This is a genomic window from Falsiroseomonas stagni DSM 19981, from assembly GCF_900114315.1.
Taxonomy (GTDB): domain Bacteria; phylum Pseudomonadota; class Alphaproteobacteria; order Acetobacterales; family Acetobacteraceae; genus Falsiroseomonas; species Falsiroseomonas stagni.
Genome location: NZ_FOSQ01000010.1, coordinates 77,584 through 94,214 on the forward strand (window position 1 = coordinate 77,584; position 16,631 = coordinate 94,214).

At 70.7% G+C, this 16,631-nt stretch carries 16 protein-coding genes; 6 read left to right on the forward strand and 10 right to left on the reverse strand.

Annotated elements, in window-relative coordinates:
- Nucleotides 1-12: 12 nt before the first annotated feature.
- Entirely contained in the window at nucleotides 13-750 is a 738-nt protein-coding gene (locus BM041_RS21555) for a TlyA family RNA methyltransferase (protein ID WP_092962089.1), read from the forward strand.
- A gap of 29 nt (nucleotides 751-779) precedes the next feature.
- Here the strand turns inward: BM041_RS21555 and BM041_RS21560 are convergent, their stop codons facing one another.
- The 9 genes from BM041_RS21560 to fabI all read right to left on the reverse strand — a co-directional run bounded on the left by BM041_RS21560 (nucleotide 780) and on the right by fabI (nucleotide 11,485).
- The gene (locus BM041_RS21560; protein WP_092961975.1) at nucleotides 780-938 is read right to left on the reverse strand and encodes a peptide chain release factor 1; all 159 of its coding nucleotides are present in this window, start codon (nucleotides 936-938) and stop codon (nucleotides 780-782) included.
- 155 nt (nucleotides 939-1,093) lie between these two features.
- The gene (locus BM041_RS21565) at nucleotides 1,094-2,296 is read right to left on the reverse strand and encodes a hypothetical protein (protein WP_092961976.1); all 1,203 of its coding nucleotides are present in this window, start codon (nucleotides 2,294-2,296) and stop codon (nucleotides 1,094-1,096) included.
- 136 nt (nucleotides 2,297-2,432) lie between these two features.
- Nucleotides 2,433-3,371, reverse strand: coding sequence for a dimethyl sulfoxide reductase anchor subunit family protein (locus tag BM041_RS21570; protein WP_092961977.1), 939 nt, complete (start codon nucleotides 3,369-3,371; stop codon nucleotides 2,433-2,435).
- Between the two features lie 49 nt (nucleotides 3,372-3,420).
- Nucleotides 3,421-4,158 (reverse strand): 4Fe-4S dicluster domain-containing protein, encoded by a 738-nt coding sequence (locus tag BM041_RS21575; RefSeq protein ID WP_092961978.1) that lies wholly within the window; start codon nucleotides 4,156-4,158, stop codon nucleotides 3,421-3,423.
- Nucleotides 4,155-7,043: a molybdopterin oxidoreductase family protein gene (locus BM041_RS21580; RefSeq protein WP_092961979.1), complete on the reverse strand. Its 2,889-nt coding sequence runs from the start codon at nucleotides 7,041-7,043 to the stop codon at nucleotides 4,155-4,157. Before BM041_RS21580 ends, BM041_RS21575 begins: the two co-directional genes overlap by 4 nt.
- 109 nt (nucleotides 7,044-7,152) lie before the next feature.
- Nucleotides 7,153-8,820, reverse strand: a complete 1,668-nt coding sequence (locus tag BM041_RS21585; RefSeq protein WP_092961980.1) for an amidohydrolase — start codon at nucleotides 8,818-8,820, stop codon at nucleotides 7,153-7,155.
- Nucleotides 8,821-8,822: 2 nt separating this feature from the next.
- Complete coding sequence (locus BM041_RS21590; protein WP_092961981.1) at nucleotides 8,823-9,278, reverse strand: hypothetical protein; 456 nt, start codon at nucleotides 9,276-9,278, stop codon at nucleotides 8,823-8,825.
- 182 nt (nucleotides 9,279-9,460) lie between these two features.
- Complete coding sequence (gene aroC / locus BM041_RS21595) at nucleotides 9,461-10,564, reverse strand: chorismate synthase (protein ID WP_092961982.1); 1,104 nt, start codon at nucleotides 10,562-10,564, stop codon at nucleotides 9,461-9,463.
- Nucleotides 10,565-10,636: 72 nt separating this feature from the next.
- The gene (gene fabI / locus BM041_RS21600) at nucleotides 10,637-11,485 is read right to left on the reverse strand and encodes an enoyl-ACP reductase FabI (protein ID WP_092961983.1); all 849 of its coding nucleotides are present in this window, start codon (nucleotides 11,483-11,485) and stop codon (nucleotides 10,637-10,639) included.
- Nucleotides 11,486-11,695: 210 nt separating this feature from the next.
- On the opposite strand from fabI, the gene pdxH reads away from it, so the two are divergent.
- From pdxH to BM041_RS21620, 5 genes are all read left to right on the forward strand, one after another.
- Nucleotides 11,696-12,238, forward strand: a complete 543-nt coding sequence (gene pdxH, locus BM041_RS21605; RefSeq protein WP_245762221.1) for a pyridoxamine 5'-phosphate oxidase — start codon at nucleotides 11,696-11,698, stop codon at nucleotides 12,236-12,238.
- Nucleotides 12,235-13,731 carry a bifunctional aminoglycoside phosphotransferase/ATP-binding protein gene (locus BM041_RS21610; RefSeq protein WP_092961984.1) on the forward strand — a complete coding sequence of 499 codons (1,497 nt, stop codon included), beginning with the start codon at nucleotides 12,235-12,237 and terminating at the stop codon, nucleotides 13,729-13,731. Before pdxH ends, BM041_RS21610 begins: the two co-directional genes overlap by 4 nt.
- 39 nt (nucleotides 13,732-13,770) lie before the next feature.
- Complete coding sequence (locus BM041_RS21615) at nucleotides 13,771-14,649, forward strand: universal stress protein (RefSeq protein ID WP_092961985.1); 879 nt, start codon at nucleotides 13,771-13,773, stop codon at nucleotides 14,647-14,649.
- 116 nt (nucleotides 14,650-14,765) lie between these two features.
- Complete coding sequence (locus BM041_RS30090; protein ID WP_139226135.1) at nucleotides 14,766-15,470, forward strand: hypothetical protein; 705 nt, start codon at nucleotides 14,766-14,768, stop codon at nucleotides 15,468-15,470.
- Nucleotides 15,471-15,727: 257 nt separating this feature from the next.
- Complete coding sequence (locus BM041_RS21620; RefSeq protein ID WP_139226136.1) at nucleotides 15,728-16,105, forward strand: hypothetical protein; 378 nt, start codon at nucleotides 15,728-15,730, stop codon at nucleotides 16,103-16,105.
- Here the strand turns inward: BM041_RS21620 and BM041_RS21625 are convergent.
- Entirely contained in the window at nucleotides 16,089-16,580 is a 492-nt protein-coding gene (locus BM041_RS21625) for a DUF1203 domain-containing protein (protein ID WP_092962091.1), read from the reverse strand. The two genes, BM041_RS21620 and BM041_RS21625, sit on opposite strands and share 17 nt — an antisense overlap.
- Between the last annotated feature and the right edge of the window lie 51 nt (nucleotides 16,581-16,631).

A 16,631-nucleotide genomic window follows, 5' to 3' on the forward strand; every position in this document is an offset into this window, starting at 1 on the left:
GCGGTCACCCCACTGACCGCCAAGCAGCGCGCCGACCAGGCCCTGGTTGACCGGGGGCTGGTCGAGAGTCGGACGCGGGCGCAGGCGTTGATCCTGGCGGGGAAGGTGTATTCGGGTGAGGCGCGGGTCACCAAGGCGGGTGACCAGATCCGGGAGGGTCAGGCGCTGGAGGTCCGGGGGCAGGATCATCCCTGGGTGTCGCGGGGTGGCGTGAAGCTAGCCCATGCGATCGAGCATTTCGGCCTGGTGGCGAAGGGCCTGGTGGCGGTGGATGTGGGGTCCTCCACGGGCGGCTTCACCGATGTGCTGCTGCATCATGGCGCGGCGAAGGTGTTTGCCGTGGATGTGGGGCATGGGCAGTTGGCGTGGAAGCTGCGGAATGACCCGCGGGTGGTGGTGATGGAGCGGGTGAATGCCCGCTACCTGGATGCGACCACGATTCCGGAGGCGCCGGGCGCGGTGGTCTGCGATGCCAGCTTCATCGGGTTGCGGACGGTGCTGCCGCCGGCGCTCGACCTGGCGGCGAAGGGGGCCTGGGCGGTGGCGCTGATCAAGCCGCAATTCGAGGTCGGGCCGAATGTCGCCAAGGGTGGCGTGGTGCGGGATGCGCAGGTCCATGCGACGGTTTGCGGCACGATCCGCAACTGGTGGGCGGGGCTGCCGGGCTGGACGGTGCTGGGGGTGGAGCCGAGTCCGCTGCTCGGCCCCGAGGGCAACCGGGAATTCCTGATCGCCGCCCGGAAGGGGTAGGGCGACAGGGGTAGGCGTTAACCCTTTGGTCAGGCCGCCGCGGTACCGAATGAGGCCGGGCTGATCCGCGCCTTGGCGCTGAGTTCAGCCAGCAGCGCCCAGACGCGGTGCGCGTCCATGCGGATCTCCGGGTCGTTCAACAGGCGGTCGAGTTCCGCCAGCTTGCTCTCGAACTCGCGCTCGGTCATCGGGCGTTCCTGCTGTGGGAGTCCCCGGTGCAGCGGCGCCGGGACTCTGCCCCGGCGGGATGCTGCACCGCGATATCACAGCACGAACGTGGCCAATCGGTGGCGGTTGCGTTGTGTCGTATTGCTCACGATGTCGCGATCAAGCCTGGTCGCGATCAGGGGGAGGAGACGACCGCCGGGGCGAGTGCCGGGTGCTTGCCGGCGGGGTGGCCGGGGTTGCGGAAGCGGAGTTCGCCGTCCGGCGCGCCATCGGGCGGCGCCACGCCAAACAGCTCCATCCGGCTGGCGCAGGTGACGGCGACGACATGGCGGGCGGCGGGATCCGTCATCCAGCGGCGGGCGGCGCCTTCCAGTTCCAGGCGTTCGCGGAGCGCCCGCCATTCCGCGCGGTCCACATCCTCCACCAGCATGGCCAGGATGCCGGGCTGGGTGCCGCTCAGGCGGCTGGGGGCGACGATGCCGCAGCGGCGGGCAACGGCGGCGGCGATGCTGTTCTCCTGCCCCGCGCGGGCGGCCATGACGAAGACGGAGCCGCCGCCTGGCATGGCGGTGACGGCGAGGTGCGCTTCCTCCCCGAACTGGGCGCGGAGCTGGGCGGGCAGGCCCTGGCCGGCGGCCTGCGCGCCGGCGAGCACCAGGGGATCGAGCTTCAGGATGGCGTCGGCGCTGGAATCCTGGCGGCGTTCGGCCTGGAGGAGGCCCGCAATCTTGCGGTGGAGTTCGGAGACCTGTTCATCGGTCGCCATGCCGCCGGGCAGCGTCATCTTGAGGAGGTAGCGGCCGGGATGGGCGGCGAGCCAGGTCTGGAGGTCCGGGTTCACCCGGTCCACCAGCTGGCACCAGTCGCCGCGGTGGACGGGGCGGCCTTCCTCGGCGGAGACGGTTTCGCAGACCACTTCCGCGCTGACGCCCTGGCGGGTGATGAGGAGGTCGTGCGGGGTTTCGTCCGTCAGGCCCGTATAGGCCACGGTGAAGCCGCGGGACCGGGCGAGGGCGGCGGTGTGCAGCAGGTGGAACAGGGGGACCAGGGTGGATTCGCCGGTCAGCCCGGCTTCGAGCTGTTCGCGCAGGCGGTTGCGGCGGGGGGAGGGCAGGGTCTCCGCCAGGGCCACCGCTTCGCGGGCGAAGCCGATCAGGCGGCGTTCGGCCTGGTTGGCGCGGGCCATGGCCTTGGGATCAGACAGGCGGGACAGCGCAAGTTCCAGGGCGTGGCGCTGCTGCGCGGCGCGGCCGGTCTGGCTGGACTGGGTGGCGCGCTGCGTGATCTCATCCATGCGTTTCGCCCAGAGGCGCGCGCCGCAGAGCGACCGGAAGCGATCCAGGACGGCCGGCGAGGGCCGCTGATCGGCAAATGGCATGACGCGCCCCGTGAACGATTTGAGATGATCCCTAACGCTGCCTGGGGGGGCAGCGTCAAGCTTACAATCGGCAACAGGTTGACCGGCGCGGTCGGGTTTCCGCGGGAATCAGCGGTTCGGGGGGCCAGGGGCCGGTTCAGCTTTCTCCGTTGTAATAAAGCGTCACGGTATGCGTCGCTTCCGCGAACATCAGCCAGCGTTCGGCGAGCATGGCGGCGAGGGCCACCAGGGCGGCCAGGACCATCACCACCGCGCCGATCGGGCCGCCCGCCAGCATGGCGAGGATGGCGAGCGGGATGGTGGCGACGAAGCCCGCCATGACGAGGGAGCGCAGCCTGTCGCGGTGCTTGCGGCCCAGCCGGAAGGCCATTTCCCGCAGCAGCCAGTTCTGTTCGGTATGTGGCGGATCGAGCGGCCTTGTGCGGCCGATGGCGCCGAGGCCGGTGGCGGATTCGATGGTGGGCGCCGTGGCGGGGCGGGGCGCGTCGATCATCTGCCAATAGGCGCGCTTGGCGGAGAGGGCGCCGATGGCGAGCAGGACGGAGAGCATGGCCGGCACCACCGGCCGGCCCGCCAGCGCGCCGAGCACCGCCAGCAACATGGCCCCGGTGAAGCCGGCATGCAGCAGGTAGCCCGGCGCGACGCTGGGCAGGTGCCACTGCCGGATGGGCTTGAGGGAGGCGTAGATCATGCCCGTGCACCACACCGTGATGGCGGCGCCGATCGCGGCCGCCATGCTGGCGACGGTGGCGAGGCCCGGGCGGTCCGTCAGCAGGGCCAGGCCGAAGATCACGGCCGGGATGTAGGTGGCGATGGCGGCGACGCCTTCGCGGGACAGCCAGGAGGACCGCCATTGCGACAGCGCCCGCCAGGCGCGTTCCGGCCGGCCGAGGTGGAGGAGGGAAGAGGCCAGCCCGATGGTGATGAGCAGCAGCGAGAGGACCAGCGCGACGAGCGCGAAGCTGGGGCTGGCCGGCAGCAGCCGCAGCGGCCGCAGCACGCCGAGCCAGAACAGCAGCCCGTAGCCGGCGCCGGAGGCGGTGGTGAAGAGGATGATGGAGGGGGCGGGGTTCATGCGGCGGTCCGGCGTGGGGCGGGCGGGGCGCTATCGGTGGCGAAGGCCATCACCGGCTCAGCGCCCGGTCCAGCCAGCGCATCAGCGGGTGCTTGATGTCGAGCGTGGTGGGCTCGGCCTCCGCCGGCGGGTTGGGGTTAGGCGCCATGGGGCGGCGGGGCGGCAGGTATTTGTTGGTGGGCGCGTAGCCCATCTCCGGCATCAGGTCGAAGCCGCCGCGGGAGGCGACGAGCTGGGAGACCGCGCTCTCGGGATCGCCGAGGTCGCCGAAATGGCGGGCGCCGACGGGGCAGGTGATGACGCAGGCGGGCTGGCGCTGCGCTTCCGGAATGGTCTCGTTGTAGATGCGGTCGACGCAGAGGGTGCATTTCTTCATCACCCCCTCGTCTTCATCGAGTTCCCGCGCGCCATAGGGGCAGGCCCAGGCGCAGAGGCCGCAGCCGATGCAGGTATCGGTGTTCACCAGGACGATGCCGTCCTCCGCGCGCTTGTAGGACGCGCCGGTGGGGCAGACGGTGACGCAGGCCGGCGTCTCGCAATGCAGGCAGGAGCGCGGGAAGTGGACCGTGCGGCCCTCCGCGCCTTCGCCCGCTTCGTAGGAATGGACGCGGTTGAACCAGACGCCCTCCGCGCCGGCGGAATAGGGCTTCATGTCGGGCAGGGGGGCCAGGTGCCCGCCGGCGTTCCACTGCTTGCAGTTGGTGGCGCAGGCCTGGCAGCCGACGCAGGTATCGAGGTCGATAACCAGGCCGAGCTTTTTCGCGGAGGCGGGGGGAAGTTCGGTCATCGTGCGGACTCGCGCGTGGGAGAAAGTCCGGGCTCCCGGATGATGAGGGGGACCGCCGGCATGTTGGGCGGGGCCTTCAGCGTGGAGGGATGGGGCAGGGTTTCGCCTGCTTCCTCGGGCGCGCATTTGGTGACGGAGACGCGGAGGTCGTACCACGCCGCCTGGCCCGTGACGGGGTCCGCATTTGCCGATTTGAAGCCCTCCTGCGCCGGCAGCCATTCGCTGATGACGTGGTTCAGGAGAAAGCCCTTGCTGGATTCCGGGCTGTCGGCGGAAAGCTGCCAGGCGCCGCTGCGCTTGCCGATGGCGTTCCAGGTCCAGACGGTGTCGGTGTTCACGCCTTCCATCAGCGTCACCTGACCCTTCACGCGGCCGTTGCGGCTTTCGACCCAGACCCAGTCATCCTGCGCGATGCCCTGCTTCGTGGCCGTGCTGCGCGCCATGTAGAGGCGGTTGGAGCCGTGGATCTGGCGCAGCCAGGCGTTCATCGAGCCCCAGGAATGGTACATCGCCATCGGCCGCTGCGTGACCGCGGAGAGCGGGTAGGGCGTGGTGTCATGCGCCGCCTGTTCCAGCGGCGCGTACCACATCGGCAGCGGGTCGCAGTAGGTTTCCACGCGCTTGCGCAGGCGGTCCGGCGGCTGCTTCGCGCCATGGCCCTGCGCGGCCAGGCGGAATTTCTGCAATGGCTCCGACCAGATCTGCATGACGATCTGGTTGGCGGCGCCCATCAGGCCCATGGCCTTGGCTTCGTCCAGATAGGCGCGGTTGGCGTGCTTGAAGTAGCTCTGCTCCGCCGTCAGGTGGTGCTTCCAGAAGCAGCCATTGTCGATGTAGCGCTGCAACTGGTCCTTGTTCGGCTCGCCGACGCCCTTCTTGGTGCCGTCCTCGCCCCGCCATCCCGCCAGCGGGCCGATGCCGGGCATGCGCTGGTGGTTCACGATGTAGTCCGGGTAGTCCTTGAACTTCGCGCTGCCATCCTCCTTCGTGAAGGCGGGCAGGCCGAGGCGGGAGCCGAGATCGATCAGCACGTCCTGGAAGGGGCGCACATCGCGGTCCGGCTTGATGACGGGCTGGCGGATGGCGTCGCCGGGGCCATGCGCGTTGCCGATGGGGCGGTCGAGCAGGCTGATCGCGTCCCAGCGTTCGAGGTAGGTGGTGTCGGGCAGGATCAGGTCCGCGTAGGGCACGGTCTCGCTGAAATAGGCGTCGGCGTAGATGACGTGGGGGATGCGGTATTCGCCGTCCGCCTTCTGCTCCGTCAGGATGCGGATGATCTCGAGCGGATTCATGGCGCTGTTCCAGGCCATGTTGGCCATGAACATGAACAGCGTGTCGATGCTGTACGGGTCCTCCGCCCCGGCATTGCCGATGACGGTGTGCATCATGCCGTGCAGGCCGAGCGGCGCCTCCCAGGAGAAGGCCTTGTCGATGCGCAGCGGCGTGCCGGCGTCATCCACCAGCAGGTCATCAGGGCCATGCGGGAAGGCGAGGAGGTTGCCCGCGATCGGCGTATTCGGCGCGGTAGTCTTGCCCGCGGGGCCGGGGCCCGGCGGGATGGGCCGCGGGAAGGGCGATTTGTAGCGCCAGGAGCCGGGGGTATCGACGGCGCCGAGCAGCATCTGCAGCAGATGCAGCGCGCGGCAGGTATGGAACCCGTTGGAATGCGCGCTGATGCCGCGCATGGCGTGGAAGGCGATGGGGCGGCCGACCATGGTCTCATGCCGCCGGCCGAGCGCATCGGTCCAGGGCACGTCGAGGGTGATGGTTTCCTTGAAGGCGATATCAGCGATTTCGGTCGCAAGCCGCCGGATGCGGGCGGCGTCGATGCCGCAGCGCTCCGCCACCGCATCGGGGGCGTATTCGGCGCCGAGGTAGCGTTCGGCCATCAACTGGAAGACGGGCACCGCCTTGCGGCCATCGGGCAACGTGTAGTCGCCCACGATGGCGGGCTGCATCTCCGCCGTCGCGGCATCCACCGGCGCGCCGGCGATGCGGTCCCAGGCGAGGGGCTTGCCATCGGCGTCGCGGGCGAAGAGCCCGTCATCGGCGCCGCCGGGGTTGCGGATCACCAGCCAGGCGGCGTTGGTGTAGCGGACGAGGAACTGGAGATCGACGCGGTCCGTCCGCAGCAGCTCATGCATCAGGGCCATGATGAACAGGCCGTCGGTGCCGGGGCGGATGCCGACCCATTCATCGGCGATGGCGGAATAGCCCGTCCGCACCGGGTTCACGGAGACGAATTTCGCCCCCCGCGCCTTCATCTTGCCGAGCCCGATCTTGATCGGGTTGCTGTCATGGTCCTCCGCCACGCCGAACATGACGAAGTATTTTGCGAGTTCCCAATCGGGCTCGCCGAATTCCCAGAACGAACCGCCGATGGTGTAGAGGCCGCCGGCGGCCATGTTGACGGAGCAGAAGCCGCCATGGGCGGCGAAGTTGGGCGTGCCGAATTGCGCGGCCCAGAAGCCCGTGAGCGACTGGGACTGGTCGCGGCCGGTGAAGAAGGCGAGGCGCTTGGGGTCCGTGCGGCGGACATGGCCGAGCCAGCCGGTCGCGATCTCCATCGCCTCCTCCCAGCTGATCTCCGCGAATTCGCCGGAGCCGCGGGGGCCGACGCGCTTCAGCGGCGCGCGGAGCCGGGCGGGGGAGTACTGCGTCATGATCCCGGCGCTGCCCTTGCCGCAGAGCACGCCGCGATTCACGGGGTGGTCGGGATTGCCCTCGATGTAGCGGATTCGGCCGTCCTTCAGATGGACTTTGATGCCGCAGCGGCAGGCGCACATGTAGCAGGTGGTGGTCTTCACCGTGTCGCCGATCGGCGCCTGGGTGTCGATGACCTCGCCATGGCCGGTCATCCGGCTGGGCAGGTTGGTATCCGGCATGACGGGCCTTGCCTGATTCTTCGGTTGCCGGATTAGCGCATGGTGGGGCCTGCCCGCAAAGCCCCGGGGCGGGAGAAGGTTTTTCTCGGGCCCCGCCCCGGGCGCGGCTTCACATTCCCTGGCGATGCACCACCCGCCCGCCGACCAGGGTCATCAGCGCCCGCGTCTCCCGGATCCGCTCCGGCTCCACCGCCAGCAGGTCCTGGGACAGCACCACCAGGTCGGCGCGCTTGCCGGGCTCGATGGAGCCGAGTTCGGCCTCCGCCCCCAGCAGCACGGCGTTGTTGATGGTGTATAGGCTCAGCGCCTCCCGCGGCGTGATCGCGTGCTCCGGGCCCAGGCGATAGCCCGCCAGCGTGCCGCGGGTGGTCATCCACCACATGGACTGGAAGGGATCGCCCGGCACCACGGGGGCGTCGGTGCCCCCGCCGACATGCACGCCGGCATCGATGATGCGGCGGATCGGGATCGAATACGCCGCGCGTTCATCCCCCCACCAGCGCCGCTGGTTGTGGCCCAGCAGCACGGGGTGGTTCTGCGCGGTGGCCATGATGCCAAGCCGCGCCATCTCCGCCAGCGCGGGCGGCGTCGGCAGGAAGATGTGCATCACCGTCCAGCGCAGCGGGCGCACCGGGCCGAGTTCGCGGTCCACCTGGCCGTAGAGGCGGGTGATGAGGTCGATGGTGTAGTCGCCCACCGCATGGGTCTGGATCTGCAGCCCGGCGCGATGGATGGCGCGCAAGCCCTCCAGCAATTCGGGCTCGCCGCCGGCGGGCAGCAGCAGGATGCCGCGGTAGTCGGGGTTGGTCTGCTCCCCGGGCACGATGCGGTAGGGGTCGTTCATGCGGCCGCCCTCCACGCCGCCATCCAGCAGCCATTTGATCCCGCCGGTGCGGAGCATGGGGTGCTGCGGCCAGCCGGCCTGGGCGGCGATGCCGCGGCGGATCTGTTCGCCGGTGGCGGCGCGCCAGAGCAGCCAGGTGCGGACCGTCATCTGCCCCTGGTCGCGGAGTTCGCGGTAGATGCCGGCGATCTCGTCCGTGATGCCGGGCTCGACGACGGTGGTGACGCCGAGCGCGTTCAACTCCCGCATCGCCGCCACCACCAGGCGGGTCTGGTCGGGGACGGGCGGCGGGGGCGGCAGGACGCGGCGGACCAGGGCGGTGGCGCCGGCGATCAACAGCACGCCCGTGGGCTCCCCATCCTCCCGCTTCACGATGACGCCGCCGGCGGGCTGGGGCGTGTCCCGCGTCACGCCGGCGCGGGCGAGGGCCTGGCTGTTCACCGCCACCACATGGCCGCCACGGGGGATGAAGACGGGGTTGTTCGGCGCGACGCTGTCGAGTTCCCAGCGCGTCGGCAGGCGGCCCTCCGCCAGGATGCTCTCATGCCAGAGGGAGGAGGCGATGACCCAGTCGCCGGGCGGCGTGGCGCGGGCGCGTTCGCCGATGCGGGCCAGGATGTCGGCGATGGATCGGGCATCGAGCAGCTGCACCGCGGGCAGGTTCATGCCCCATTGGTGCTGGTGGACATGGCTGTCGATCAGGCCGGGGATGGCGGTGCGGCCGCCGAGGTCGATGACCGTCGTGGCCGGGCCGGCCAGGGCCTCCGCCGCCGCGCCGGTGGCGACGAAGCGGCCATCCCGGATGGCGACTGCGGTGGTGGTGCTTTCCGTCGCATCCTGGGTGTGGATGCGGCCGTTGCGGAGGAGGGTCTCCGCGGGTTGCGCCAGGGCTGGCGGGGCGAGTGCCAGCAGCGCGAGGAGGAGGCTGCGCATGGTCAGGCGCTGGCCAGGCCGGCGTCGCGCAGCACCAGGCGGTCCGGCAGGCCGGTGGGGGCGCGGGCGGAATCGCTGAGGTCCAGCACGCCGGTCAGGGTGACGCGGGTGTAGGGGTCCGCGATGTGGGGCAGGCCGGGGGCGTGGACGGCGACGACGCCAATCGGCCAGTCATGCGCGCCGCCGCAGAGCTGGCAGGGGACGAGGGCGGCTTCCCCCAGCGCGAGCCAGCCTGGCGTGGCGGTGGGGACGGGGGCGACGAGGCCGGTGAGGGTGACGCGGCTGCCCTCCAGGCGCTTCGCGAGGGGGGAGGGCGCGGTGCCGGCCTCATCGTACAGGTCCCGCAGCGGCGTTGCGGGGGCCGCGCGGGCGGGGGTGGCGGCGGCGATGGCGGTGCAGGCGAGCCCTGTGCCGGCGGCGATGATGGCGCGGCGGCCGAGGATGCGCGGATGGCTCATGGAACATCTCCCCTCGCGCCGTTCGGGCGCTGTGCGGGGAGGCTATCGCGCGGATTGGCGGGGCGGGAAGGGTGCTGGTCGTCTGGCCAGTTGCGGCGACCCCCACCCCGACCAGCCTTTGGCGTTGGTGCAGTGCCCCAACCCCCCGCGCTTGCGGGGGAGGGGTGGGGTGAGCGCCGCCCTCAGTTCCGCGGCAGCCGCGCCCGGGCCGGCGCGTCCGGGTTCTGCGCGCGGTGGCGCAGCAGGTGGTCGGCGAGGACCAGGGCCAGCATCGCCTCCCCCACCGGGACGGCGCGAATGCCGACGCAGGGGTCGTGGCGGCCCTTGGTCAGCACCTCGACGTCCTGGCCGAAGCGGTCGACGCTGGCCCGCGGCGTCAGGATGGAACTCGTCGGCTTCACGGCGAAGCGGGCGACCACGGGCTGGCCGGTGGAGATGCCGCCGAGGATGCCGCCGGCGTGGTTGGAGCTGAACTCCACCTCGCCGTCCGGGCCCATGCGCATCTCATCGGCATTACCCTCCCCGGACAGGGACGCGGCGGAGAAGCCGTCCCCGATCTCGACCGCCTTCACGGCGTTGATGGACATCAGCGCGGCGGCGATGTCGGCATCCAGCTTGCCATAGATCGGCGCGCCGAGGCCGGGGGGCACGCCTTCCGCCACCACTTCGACGATGGCGCCGACGGAGGAGCCGGATTTGCGGATGGCGGTCAGCTTCTCCTCCCACCGCGCGGCGGCGACGGGGTCGGGGCAGAAGAAGGGGTTGTTGTCCACCTCGGCCCAGTCGAAGCGGGACCGGTCGATCCAGTCCCCGCCCATGCAGACCAGGGCGCCGCGGATGGTGACGCCTTCGAGCACCTTGCGGGCGATGGCGCCGGCGGCGACGCGCATCGCCGTCTCCCGCGCGGAGGACCTTCCGCCGCCGCGATAGTCGCGGATGCCGTATTTGAGTTCATAGGTCAGGTCCGCATGGCCGGGGCGGAAGCGGTCCTTGATCTCCCCGTAATCCTTGCTGCGCTGGTCGGTGTTCTCGATGTGCAGCGCGATGGGGGTGCCCGTCGTCGCACCCTCGAAGGTGCCGGACAGGATCTTCACCTGGTCGGCTTCCTGGCGCTGCGTCACGAATTTGGATTGGCCGGGGCGACGGCGGTCCAGATAGGGCTGGATGTCGGCCTCGGTCAGGCCGATGCGCGGCGGGCAGCCATCGACGACGCAGCCGATGGCGATGCCATGGGACTCGCCCCAGGTGGTGAAACGGAACAGCGTGCCGAAGGTGTTGTGGCTCATGGTGCCGGCGGGATTACAGCAAGCCGGCGCGGGCGGCGAGGGGGTGCCCCGCCGGCCCGCTGAAGGCCGCGCTCAGACCGTCGCGATATCCGGCGCGTCCGGGTTCTTCATGCCGACGATGTGGTAGCCGCAATCGACGTGATGGACTTCGCCCGTCACGCCGGAGGACAGGTCGGACAGCAGATAGAGGCCGGAGCCGCCGACATCCTCGATGGTCACGTTGCGCTCCAGCGGCGCGTTGTACTGGTTCCACTTCAGGATGTAGCGGAAATCGCCGATGCCGCTGGCGGCCAGCGTCTTGATCGGGCCGGCGCTGATCCCGTTGACGCGGATGCCCGCCTTGCCGAGGTCGGCCGCCATGTAGCGCACGCTGGCTTCCAGCGCCGCCTTCGCCACGCCCATGACGTTGTAGTGCGGCGTCACACGCTCCGCGCCCAGGTAGGACATGGTCAGCAGCGATCCGCCCTGCTTCATCAGCGGCACGGCGCGCTGGGCGACGGCCACGAAGGAATAGACCGAGATGTCCATCGCCTGCAGGAAGGCGCCCTTCGGCGTGTCCATGTAGCGGCCGCGCAGGAACTGCTTGTCCGCGAAGCCGATGGCATGCACCACGAAATCGATGCCGCCCCATTCCGCCTTGATGGCGTCGAAGGCCGCATCGATGCTGGCATCGTCGGAGACGTCGCAGGGCAGGACGAGCTTGCTGCCGATGCCCTCCGCCAGCGGGCGCACGCGCTTCTCCAGCGCCTCCCCCTGGTAGGTGAAGGCGATCTCGCCACCCTGGGCGGCCACGGCCTGGGCGATGCCCCAGGCGATGGAGCGGTCATTGGCGACGCCCATGACGACGCCGCGCTTGCCCGCCATGAGCGTGCCGCGGGGCACGCCAGTCGCGGCGGAATCGGGCGTCTCGGCGTCGGGCATGAGAATGGGACCGGCAGTGGTTGCGGAGGCAGGGGGGTGGTGGCACATGGCCCTGCCCCCGGCAAGGGGGACGCGCCCGACCCGGGCAAGGCTCCCCTTCCGAAATGGCGGGATGCCGCCATCTGGACGGCCCGACCAGGAGAATGCCCCGTGGACACGCCCCCCCGCATCCCCGCCACCGACGACCCGATCGCAGGCTTCGAGGCCTGGATGGCCGAGGCCGCGAAATCCGAGCCGAATGACCCCAACGCCGTCTGCCTGGCGACCTGCACGCCGGAGGGCCGGCCCAGCGCCCGGATGGTGCTGTTGAAGGGCGTCGATGCGCGTGGCTTCGTGTTCTACACCAACCTCGAAAGCCGGAAGGGGGGCGAGCTGGCGGCCAACCCCTTCGCGGCGCTGTGCTTCCACTGGAAGACGCTGCAGCGTTCGGTGCGGGTGGAAGGGGCGGTGGAGGCCGTGAGCGCGGAGGAGGCGGATGCCTACTACGCCTCCCGCGCCCGGGGGTCGCGGATCGGCGCCTGGGCCAGCAGGCAGTCCCGCCCGCTGGAAAGCCGTTTCGCGCTGGAAAAGGCGGTGGCGGAGTACACGCTGAAATTCGGCGTCTCGGAGATTCCCCGCCCGGCCTTCTGGTCCGGCTTCCGCCTGGTGCCGGACCGGATGGAGCTGTGGCGGGACATGCCCTTCCGCCTGCATGAACGCCGGGTCTTCCACCGCGTGGCGGGCGGGTGGGAGATGGAGATGCTGTACCCGTGACCATCCCGGCGGGGCAGGCGCCGGTGGCGGAGCTGCTCCGCCGGTTGTCGGGCGCCGAGCCGATCGAGACGCATATCTCGGCCGTCTTCGTGGGCGCCGATACCGCCTGGAAGCTGAAGAAGGCGGTGACGCTCGGCTTCCTCGACTTCGCGCCGCTGGCGGCGCGGGAGGGTTTCGCGCGGCGGGAACTGGCGCTGAACCAGCCGCTGGCGCCCGCGCTCTACCGGGATGTGGTGCCGGTCACGCGCGGGGCGGATGGGGCGCTTGCCTTGGGTGGCCGCGGGGAGGTGGTGGATTGGGTGCTGCGCATGGCGCCGCTGCCCGCCGCCGATTTCCTGGATGCGGTGGCGGACCGGGGCGGGCTGACGGGGACGCTGCTGGACGCCATGGCGGATGCGGTGCTGGCCAGCCACGCGGCGGCCAGGCCGGTGGCGCCCAGCTTCGATGCACCCAGCTTCGATGCACCGGGGCGCGCGGGGCTGGTGCTGGCGGGCAATGTGCGGGACTGCCTGGCCACCGGGCTGCCGGAGGCGCGGGTGATGGCGCTGGGGGCGGCCATGCGCGCGCGGCTGGAGGCGCTTGCGCCGCTGCTGGCCGCGCGGGCGGCGGCGGGGCGGGTCCGGCGCTGCCATGGGGATTTGCACCTCGGCAACCTGGTGCTGCTCGACGGCCGGCCGACCCCCTTCGATGCGCTGGAATTCGACGAGGCGCTCGCCACCACGGATACGGGCTACGATCTGGCGTTCCTGTTGATGGACCTGTTGCGGCGCGGGGCGGGGGGGGCGGCGAACCGGGTGATGAACCGGTATCTGGCGCGGGACCCCGATATCGGGCTGCTGCCCGCGCTGCCCTTCTGGATGGCGCTGCGGGCCATGGTGCGGGCGCATGTGGAGGCCCGGCGCGGCGGCCCCGGCGAGGGCCTGTCCTACCTGGCGCTGGCGGAGGCGCTGCTGCGCCCGGTGCCGCCGCGGCTGGTGGCCGTGGGCGGGTTGCAGGGCACGGGCAAGACCTGGCTGGCGCGGGAATTGGCACCGGACCTCGGCGTGGCGCCCGGGGCGCTGCATCTGCGGACGGATGAGATCAGGAAGCGGCGCGCGGGCGTGGCGCCGGAAGACCGGCTGCCGGCCGATGCCTATGGCGAGGCGGTGAGCCGGGCCGTGCATGCCGAGATGTTCGCCCTGGCGCGGCAGGCGCTGGTGGCCGGGCATTCGGTGGTGCTGGACGCGGTGTTCCTCAACCCCGCGCGGCGGGCGGAGGCCGAGGCAGCGGCCGCGCCCCACCCCTTCACGGGCTTCTGGCTGGAAGCGCCGATGGCGGTGCTGCGGGAAAGGGTCGAGAACCGGGTGGGCGATGCGTCGGATGCCACCGTCGCGGTGCTGGAAAGCGCCGCCGGCGCCGATCCCGGCGTGATCGCCTGGCAACGCCTGGACGCGACTGCGCCGCGTGATGCCGCCCGGGCAGCCCTGGCCTTGTCTGGCGGAATCGGCGCATAAACTGATCCGGGAAGGCTTTGCATGGAGAGGAGAGGCGCGATGGCTTATCGCCGCCTGCTGCTGCCGTTGACCGGGACCGCTGCCGGAGAGGCCGCGATGACGACCGCGCTGATGATCGCGCGGATCTGGAACGCGCATTTGCACTGCCTGCATGTGCGCGTGGATGCCCGCGATGTCGCGCCCCTGGCGGGCGAAGGCCTGTCGGGCGCGATGATCGAGGAGATGATGGCCGCGACCGAGCGCGAGAGCGGGGAGCGCGCGGGCCGCGTGCGGTCGCTGTTCGAGAAGTTCGCCGCGATCCATGGCGACCTGACGCTCGCCTCCGACCCCAACACCGCGCTGAAGGTGCCGGGTGTCACCATCTCCTTCGAGGCGATCGCGGGGCGGGAGGAGGATGTGGTGGCGCAGCAATCGCGCCTCTATGACATGGCGGTGGTGCCGCATCCCGAGGCGGATGAGGATGTCAGCAGCAGCGATGCGCTGCATGCCGTGCTGTTCGACAGCGGGCGGCCCGTGCTGATCGCGCCGCGGCAGGCGCCTTCGGTGATCGGGTCCCGCGTCTGCATCGCCTGGAATGGCAGCGCGGAGAGTGCGGCGGCCGTCGCCGCGGCACTGCCCTGGCTGCACCGGGCGCAGGCGGTGCGGATCCTGTGCTCCGACGACTACCAGCGCCGCGGGCCGCTGGCGGAGGGCATCCGCGCCTATCTCCGCTGGCACGAGATCGAGGCCGAGGTGGTGCCCTTCAAGCCGGCGACGCGGGAAGTGGGGGCGGGCTTGCTCGGCGCGGCGCGGGATTTCGGCGCGGATTTGATGGTGCAGGGCGCCTACAGCCATTCGCGCCTGCGCCAGCTGATCCTGGGCGGCGTGACGCGGCATGTGCTGGAGAACAGCGAGATCCCGATCCTGATGTGCCGCTGAGGGGCTGAGGCTGATCGCCCGGCGCTGGCCCTGGGGCTGGCGCCGGGTTTTTTTGGTTGCAAATGTTCGTCGTTTGTTCTGGGAAAATCCTCCGATGTTGTGGAGGATGGCACGGCATGACGGTTCCGGTGACGGAGCAGGACCTGCGGGAAGCGATGCGGGATCGCCGCTATTGGCAGCCCGGCCATCCGGAGCGGCAGGCCTGGTCGGATTGGGTGACGACGGGGTGGCAGGGCCTCTATCCCGCGGATGCGGCGGCCCGGCCCCTGGTTTGGGTGCGGCCCTATCGCCGGGATGGGCATCCCGTGGAAGGCCATTGGCGTGGCGCGCCGATGCGGGAAGGCGGGCGCGGTGCGGCTGATGGGCCGGTGCGGCAGGTCGGCTGGCTGTCCACGATCCTGCGCAACCGGGCGATGCGCGGCCCGGCGGATGGGCGCGGCAGCGGAGGTCCGCGCACGGGTGGGCGGCAGCCGATCCGCGACCGGAGCCAGCGGCATCCAGGCCCGGATGGGCGGGACAGGGTGCAGGAGTTGCGGGGGGATCCGGAGACGCGGTTCGATCGCATCCTAAGGAAGGATGTAGATCATTGGTACCGGCCCGGCGGCGAGGCGGGCCGTGCCCGGGATTTGGAGCGGCTACGGCCACGAGGTCGCCCCGAAGAGGTCGAGCCTGGAGTATTTCGTTATTCCCTCGAAGACGGCCGTATTGCCATGGTGCGGCCAAGTACGTCGCGCGGTAGCGAGGGGGCGCCGACCCTGGAGGTCAGCAGGCCGATGGCAGATGGTCGCTTCTCTGCGACCGACAAATTCCGTTATCCGTGACAGTCATGGGGGTTCGCATGCCAGCCATTCCCACCGCCGACCCGCGTCCCGGCTGCTTCCTGCAGCCGCTTGGCCCGATGCCTCGCGCCGGGACGCCGGCCCAGCAGATCGCGCTACAGGACCGGGCATGGACGATGCTCGAACTCTACGAGACGCCTTCCGGGCGACCGGGTACGCGCCTCTCAAACGCATGGCTCGGTGCGCAGGGGTGGCGCGTTCAGATGGTGGATCATTTTTCCCTGTGGAAGGAGGAATTCGTGGCGCCACTGAATGCCGCGGCCCGTCGGCGCGGCCACGAATTCCTGCTCGGCACCGTGGTGCAGCCGGGCGTTCTGCGTGTCTCCGCCGTGTGGCATGTGGCGACCGATCCAGACCCGACTTCCCGCTTCTTCGAGGCGCACGAGGCCGGCTTCCACATGCTGTTCCCGGAGGATTTGTCCTTCGCGATCCACGCCAATGATGGCGATTACGCCGTCTATGCCGGCCCGGAAGAGTTCATCCGCGCGGCGCTGCCGCCGGAGGCGATCGGCGCGGCGGCGACGGCGGATGTGGTGGAGGGGATCGAGGAGGAGCATGGGGAGGGCGCGATCGACGGCATCCTCGCGCACTACGCGCCCTTCATGCTGGATCGCTGAGACGCTCCACCGCCACCAGCAGGCAGCCCGGCCGCGCGGTGTGGATGTTCACATGCGCGGTGCGCGGATCGGTCAGGGCGCGGGCGAGTGGCGCCGCCACCGCCGCGCCTTCCACCACCTGGCCGAGGTCGTAGAGGCAGAGATCGTCGCTGTCATAGGCTCGGACGGAAACGAGGCCATTCGCCAGCACCGTTGGCGCGATGCTGTCCTGTTCCTCGAAGCGCGGGCAGTCGGCTGCATCGGCATGGAGGAAGATCGGGCTCGGCGTCCAGTAGACGCCAAGCGGGCGCGGCAGGTCGTAGCTGCCCAGCAGCATCGCCTGGCCGGGCTGGCCGAGGCGCAGGCAGTGGCGGCAGGGGAAGCCGGGGCCATCGACCAGGCGGCGGATCAGCGCATTGCCGCGGTCGTCGCGGCCGGTCTCCCGCCAGCGTGTCGCGGTCTCGGCGGGGATGGGGGTGCAGCGGAATTCGGTCATGGCGGGCTCCTGCGATGCCGCCATGCTGGCCGCGCAAGGCGGGGCTTCGCC

Excerpts from the sequence above, each read along its gene's own strand:
- BM041_RS21560 (WP_092961975.1), bottom strand. The coding sequence starts at position 938 with ATGACCGAGCGCGAGTTCGAGAGCAAGCTGGCGGAACTCGACCGCCTG.
- BM041_RS21565 (WP_092961976.1), bottom strand. The coding sequence starts at position 2,296 with ATGCCATTTGCCGATCAGCGGCCCTCGCCGGCCGTCCTGGATCGCTTC.
- BM041_RS21570 (WP_092961977.1), bottom strand. The coding sequence starts at position 3,371 with ATGAACCCCGCCCCCTCCATCATCCTCTTCACCACCGCCTCCGGCGCC.
- BM041_RS21575 (WP_092961978.1), bottom strand. The coding sequence starts at position 4,158 with ATGACCGAACTTCCCCCCGCCTCCGCGAAAAAGCTCGGCCTGGTTATC.
- BM041_RS21580 (WP_092961979.1), bottom strand. The coding sequence starts at position 7,043 with ATGCCGGATACCAACCTGCCCAGCCGGATGACCGGCCATGGCGAGGTC.
- BM041_RS21585 (WP_092961980.1), bottom strand. The coding sequence starts at position 8,820 with ATGCGCAGCCTCCTCCTCGCGCTGCTGGCACTCGCCCCGCCAGCCCTG.
- BM041_RS21590 (WP_092961981.1), bottom strand. The coding sequence starts at position 9,278 with ATGAGCCATCCGCGCATCCTCGGCCGCCGCGCCATCATCGCCGCCGGC.
- aroC (WP_092961982.1), bottom strand. The coding sequence starts at position 10,564 with ATGAGCCACAACACCTTCGGCACGCTGTTCCGTTTCACCACCTGGGGC.
- fabI (WP_092961983.1), bottom strand. The coding sequence starts at position 11,485 with ATGCCCGACGCCGAGACGCCCGATTCCGCCGCGACTGGCGTGCCCCGC.
- pdxH (WP_245762221.1), top strand. The coding sequence starts at position 11,696 with ATGGCCGAGGCCGCGAAATCCGAGCCGAATGACCCCAACGCCGTCTGC.
- BM041_RS21615 (WP_092961985.1), top strand. The coding sequence starts at position 13,771 with ATGGCTTATCGCCGCCTGCTGCTGCCGTTGACCGGGACCGCTGCCGGA.
- BM041_RS30090 (WP_139226135.1), top strand. The coding sequence starts at position 14,766 with ATGACGGTTCCGGTGACGGAGCAGGACCTGCGGGAAGCGATGCGGGAT.
- BM041_RS21625 (WP_092962091.1), bottom strand. The coding sequence starts at position 16,580 with ATGACCGAATTCCGCTGCACCCCCATCCCCGCCGAGACCGCGACACGC.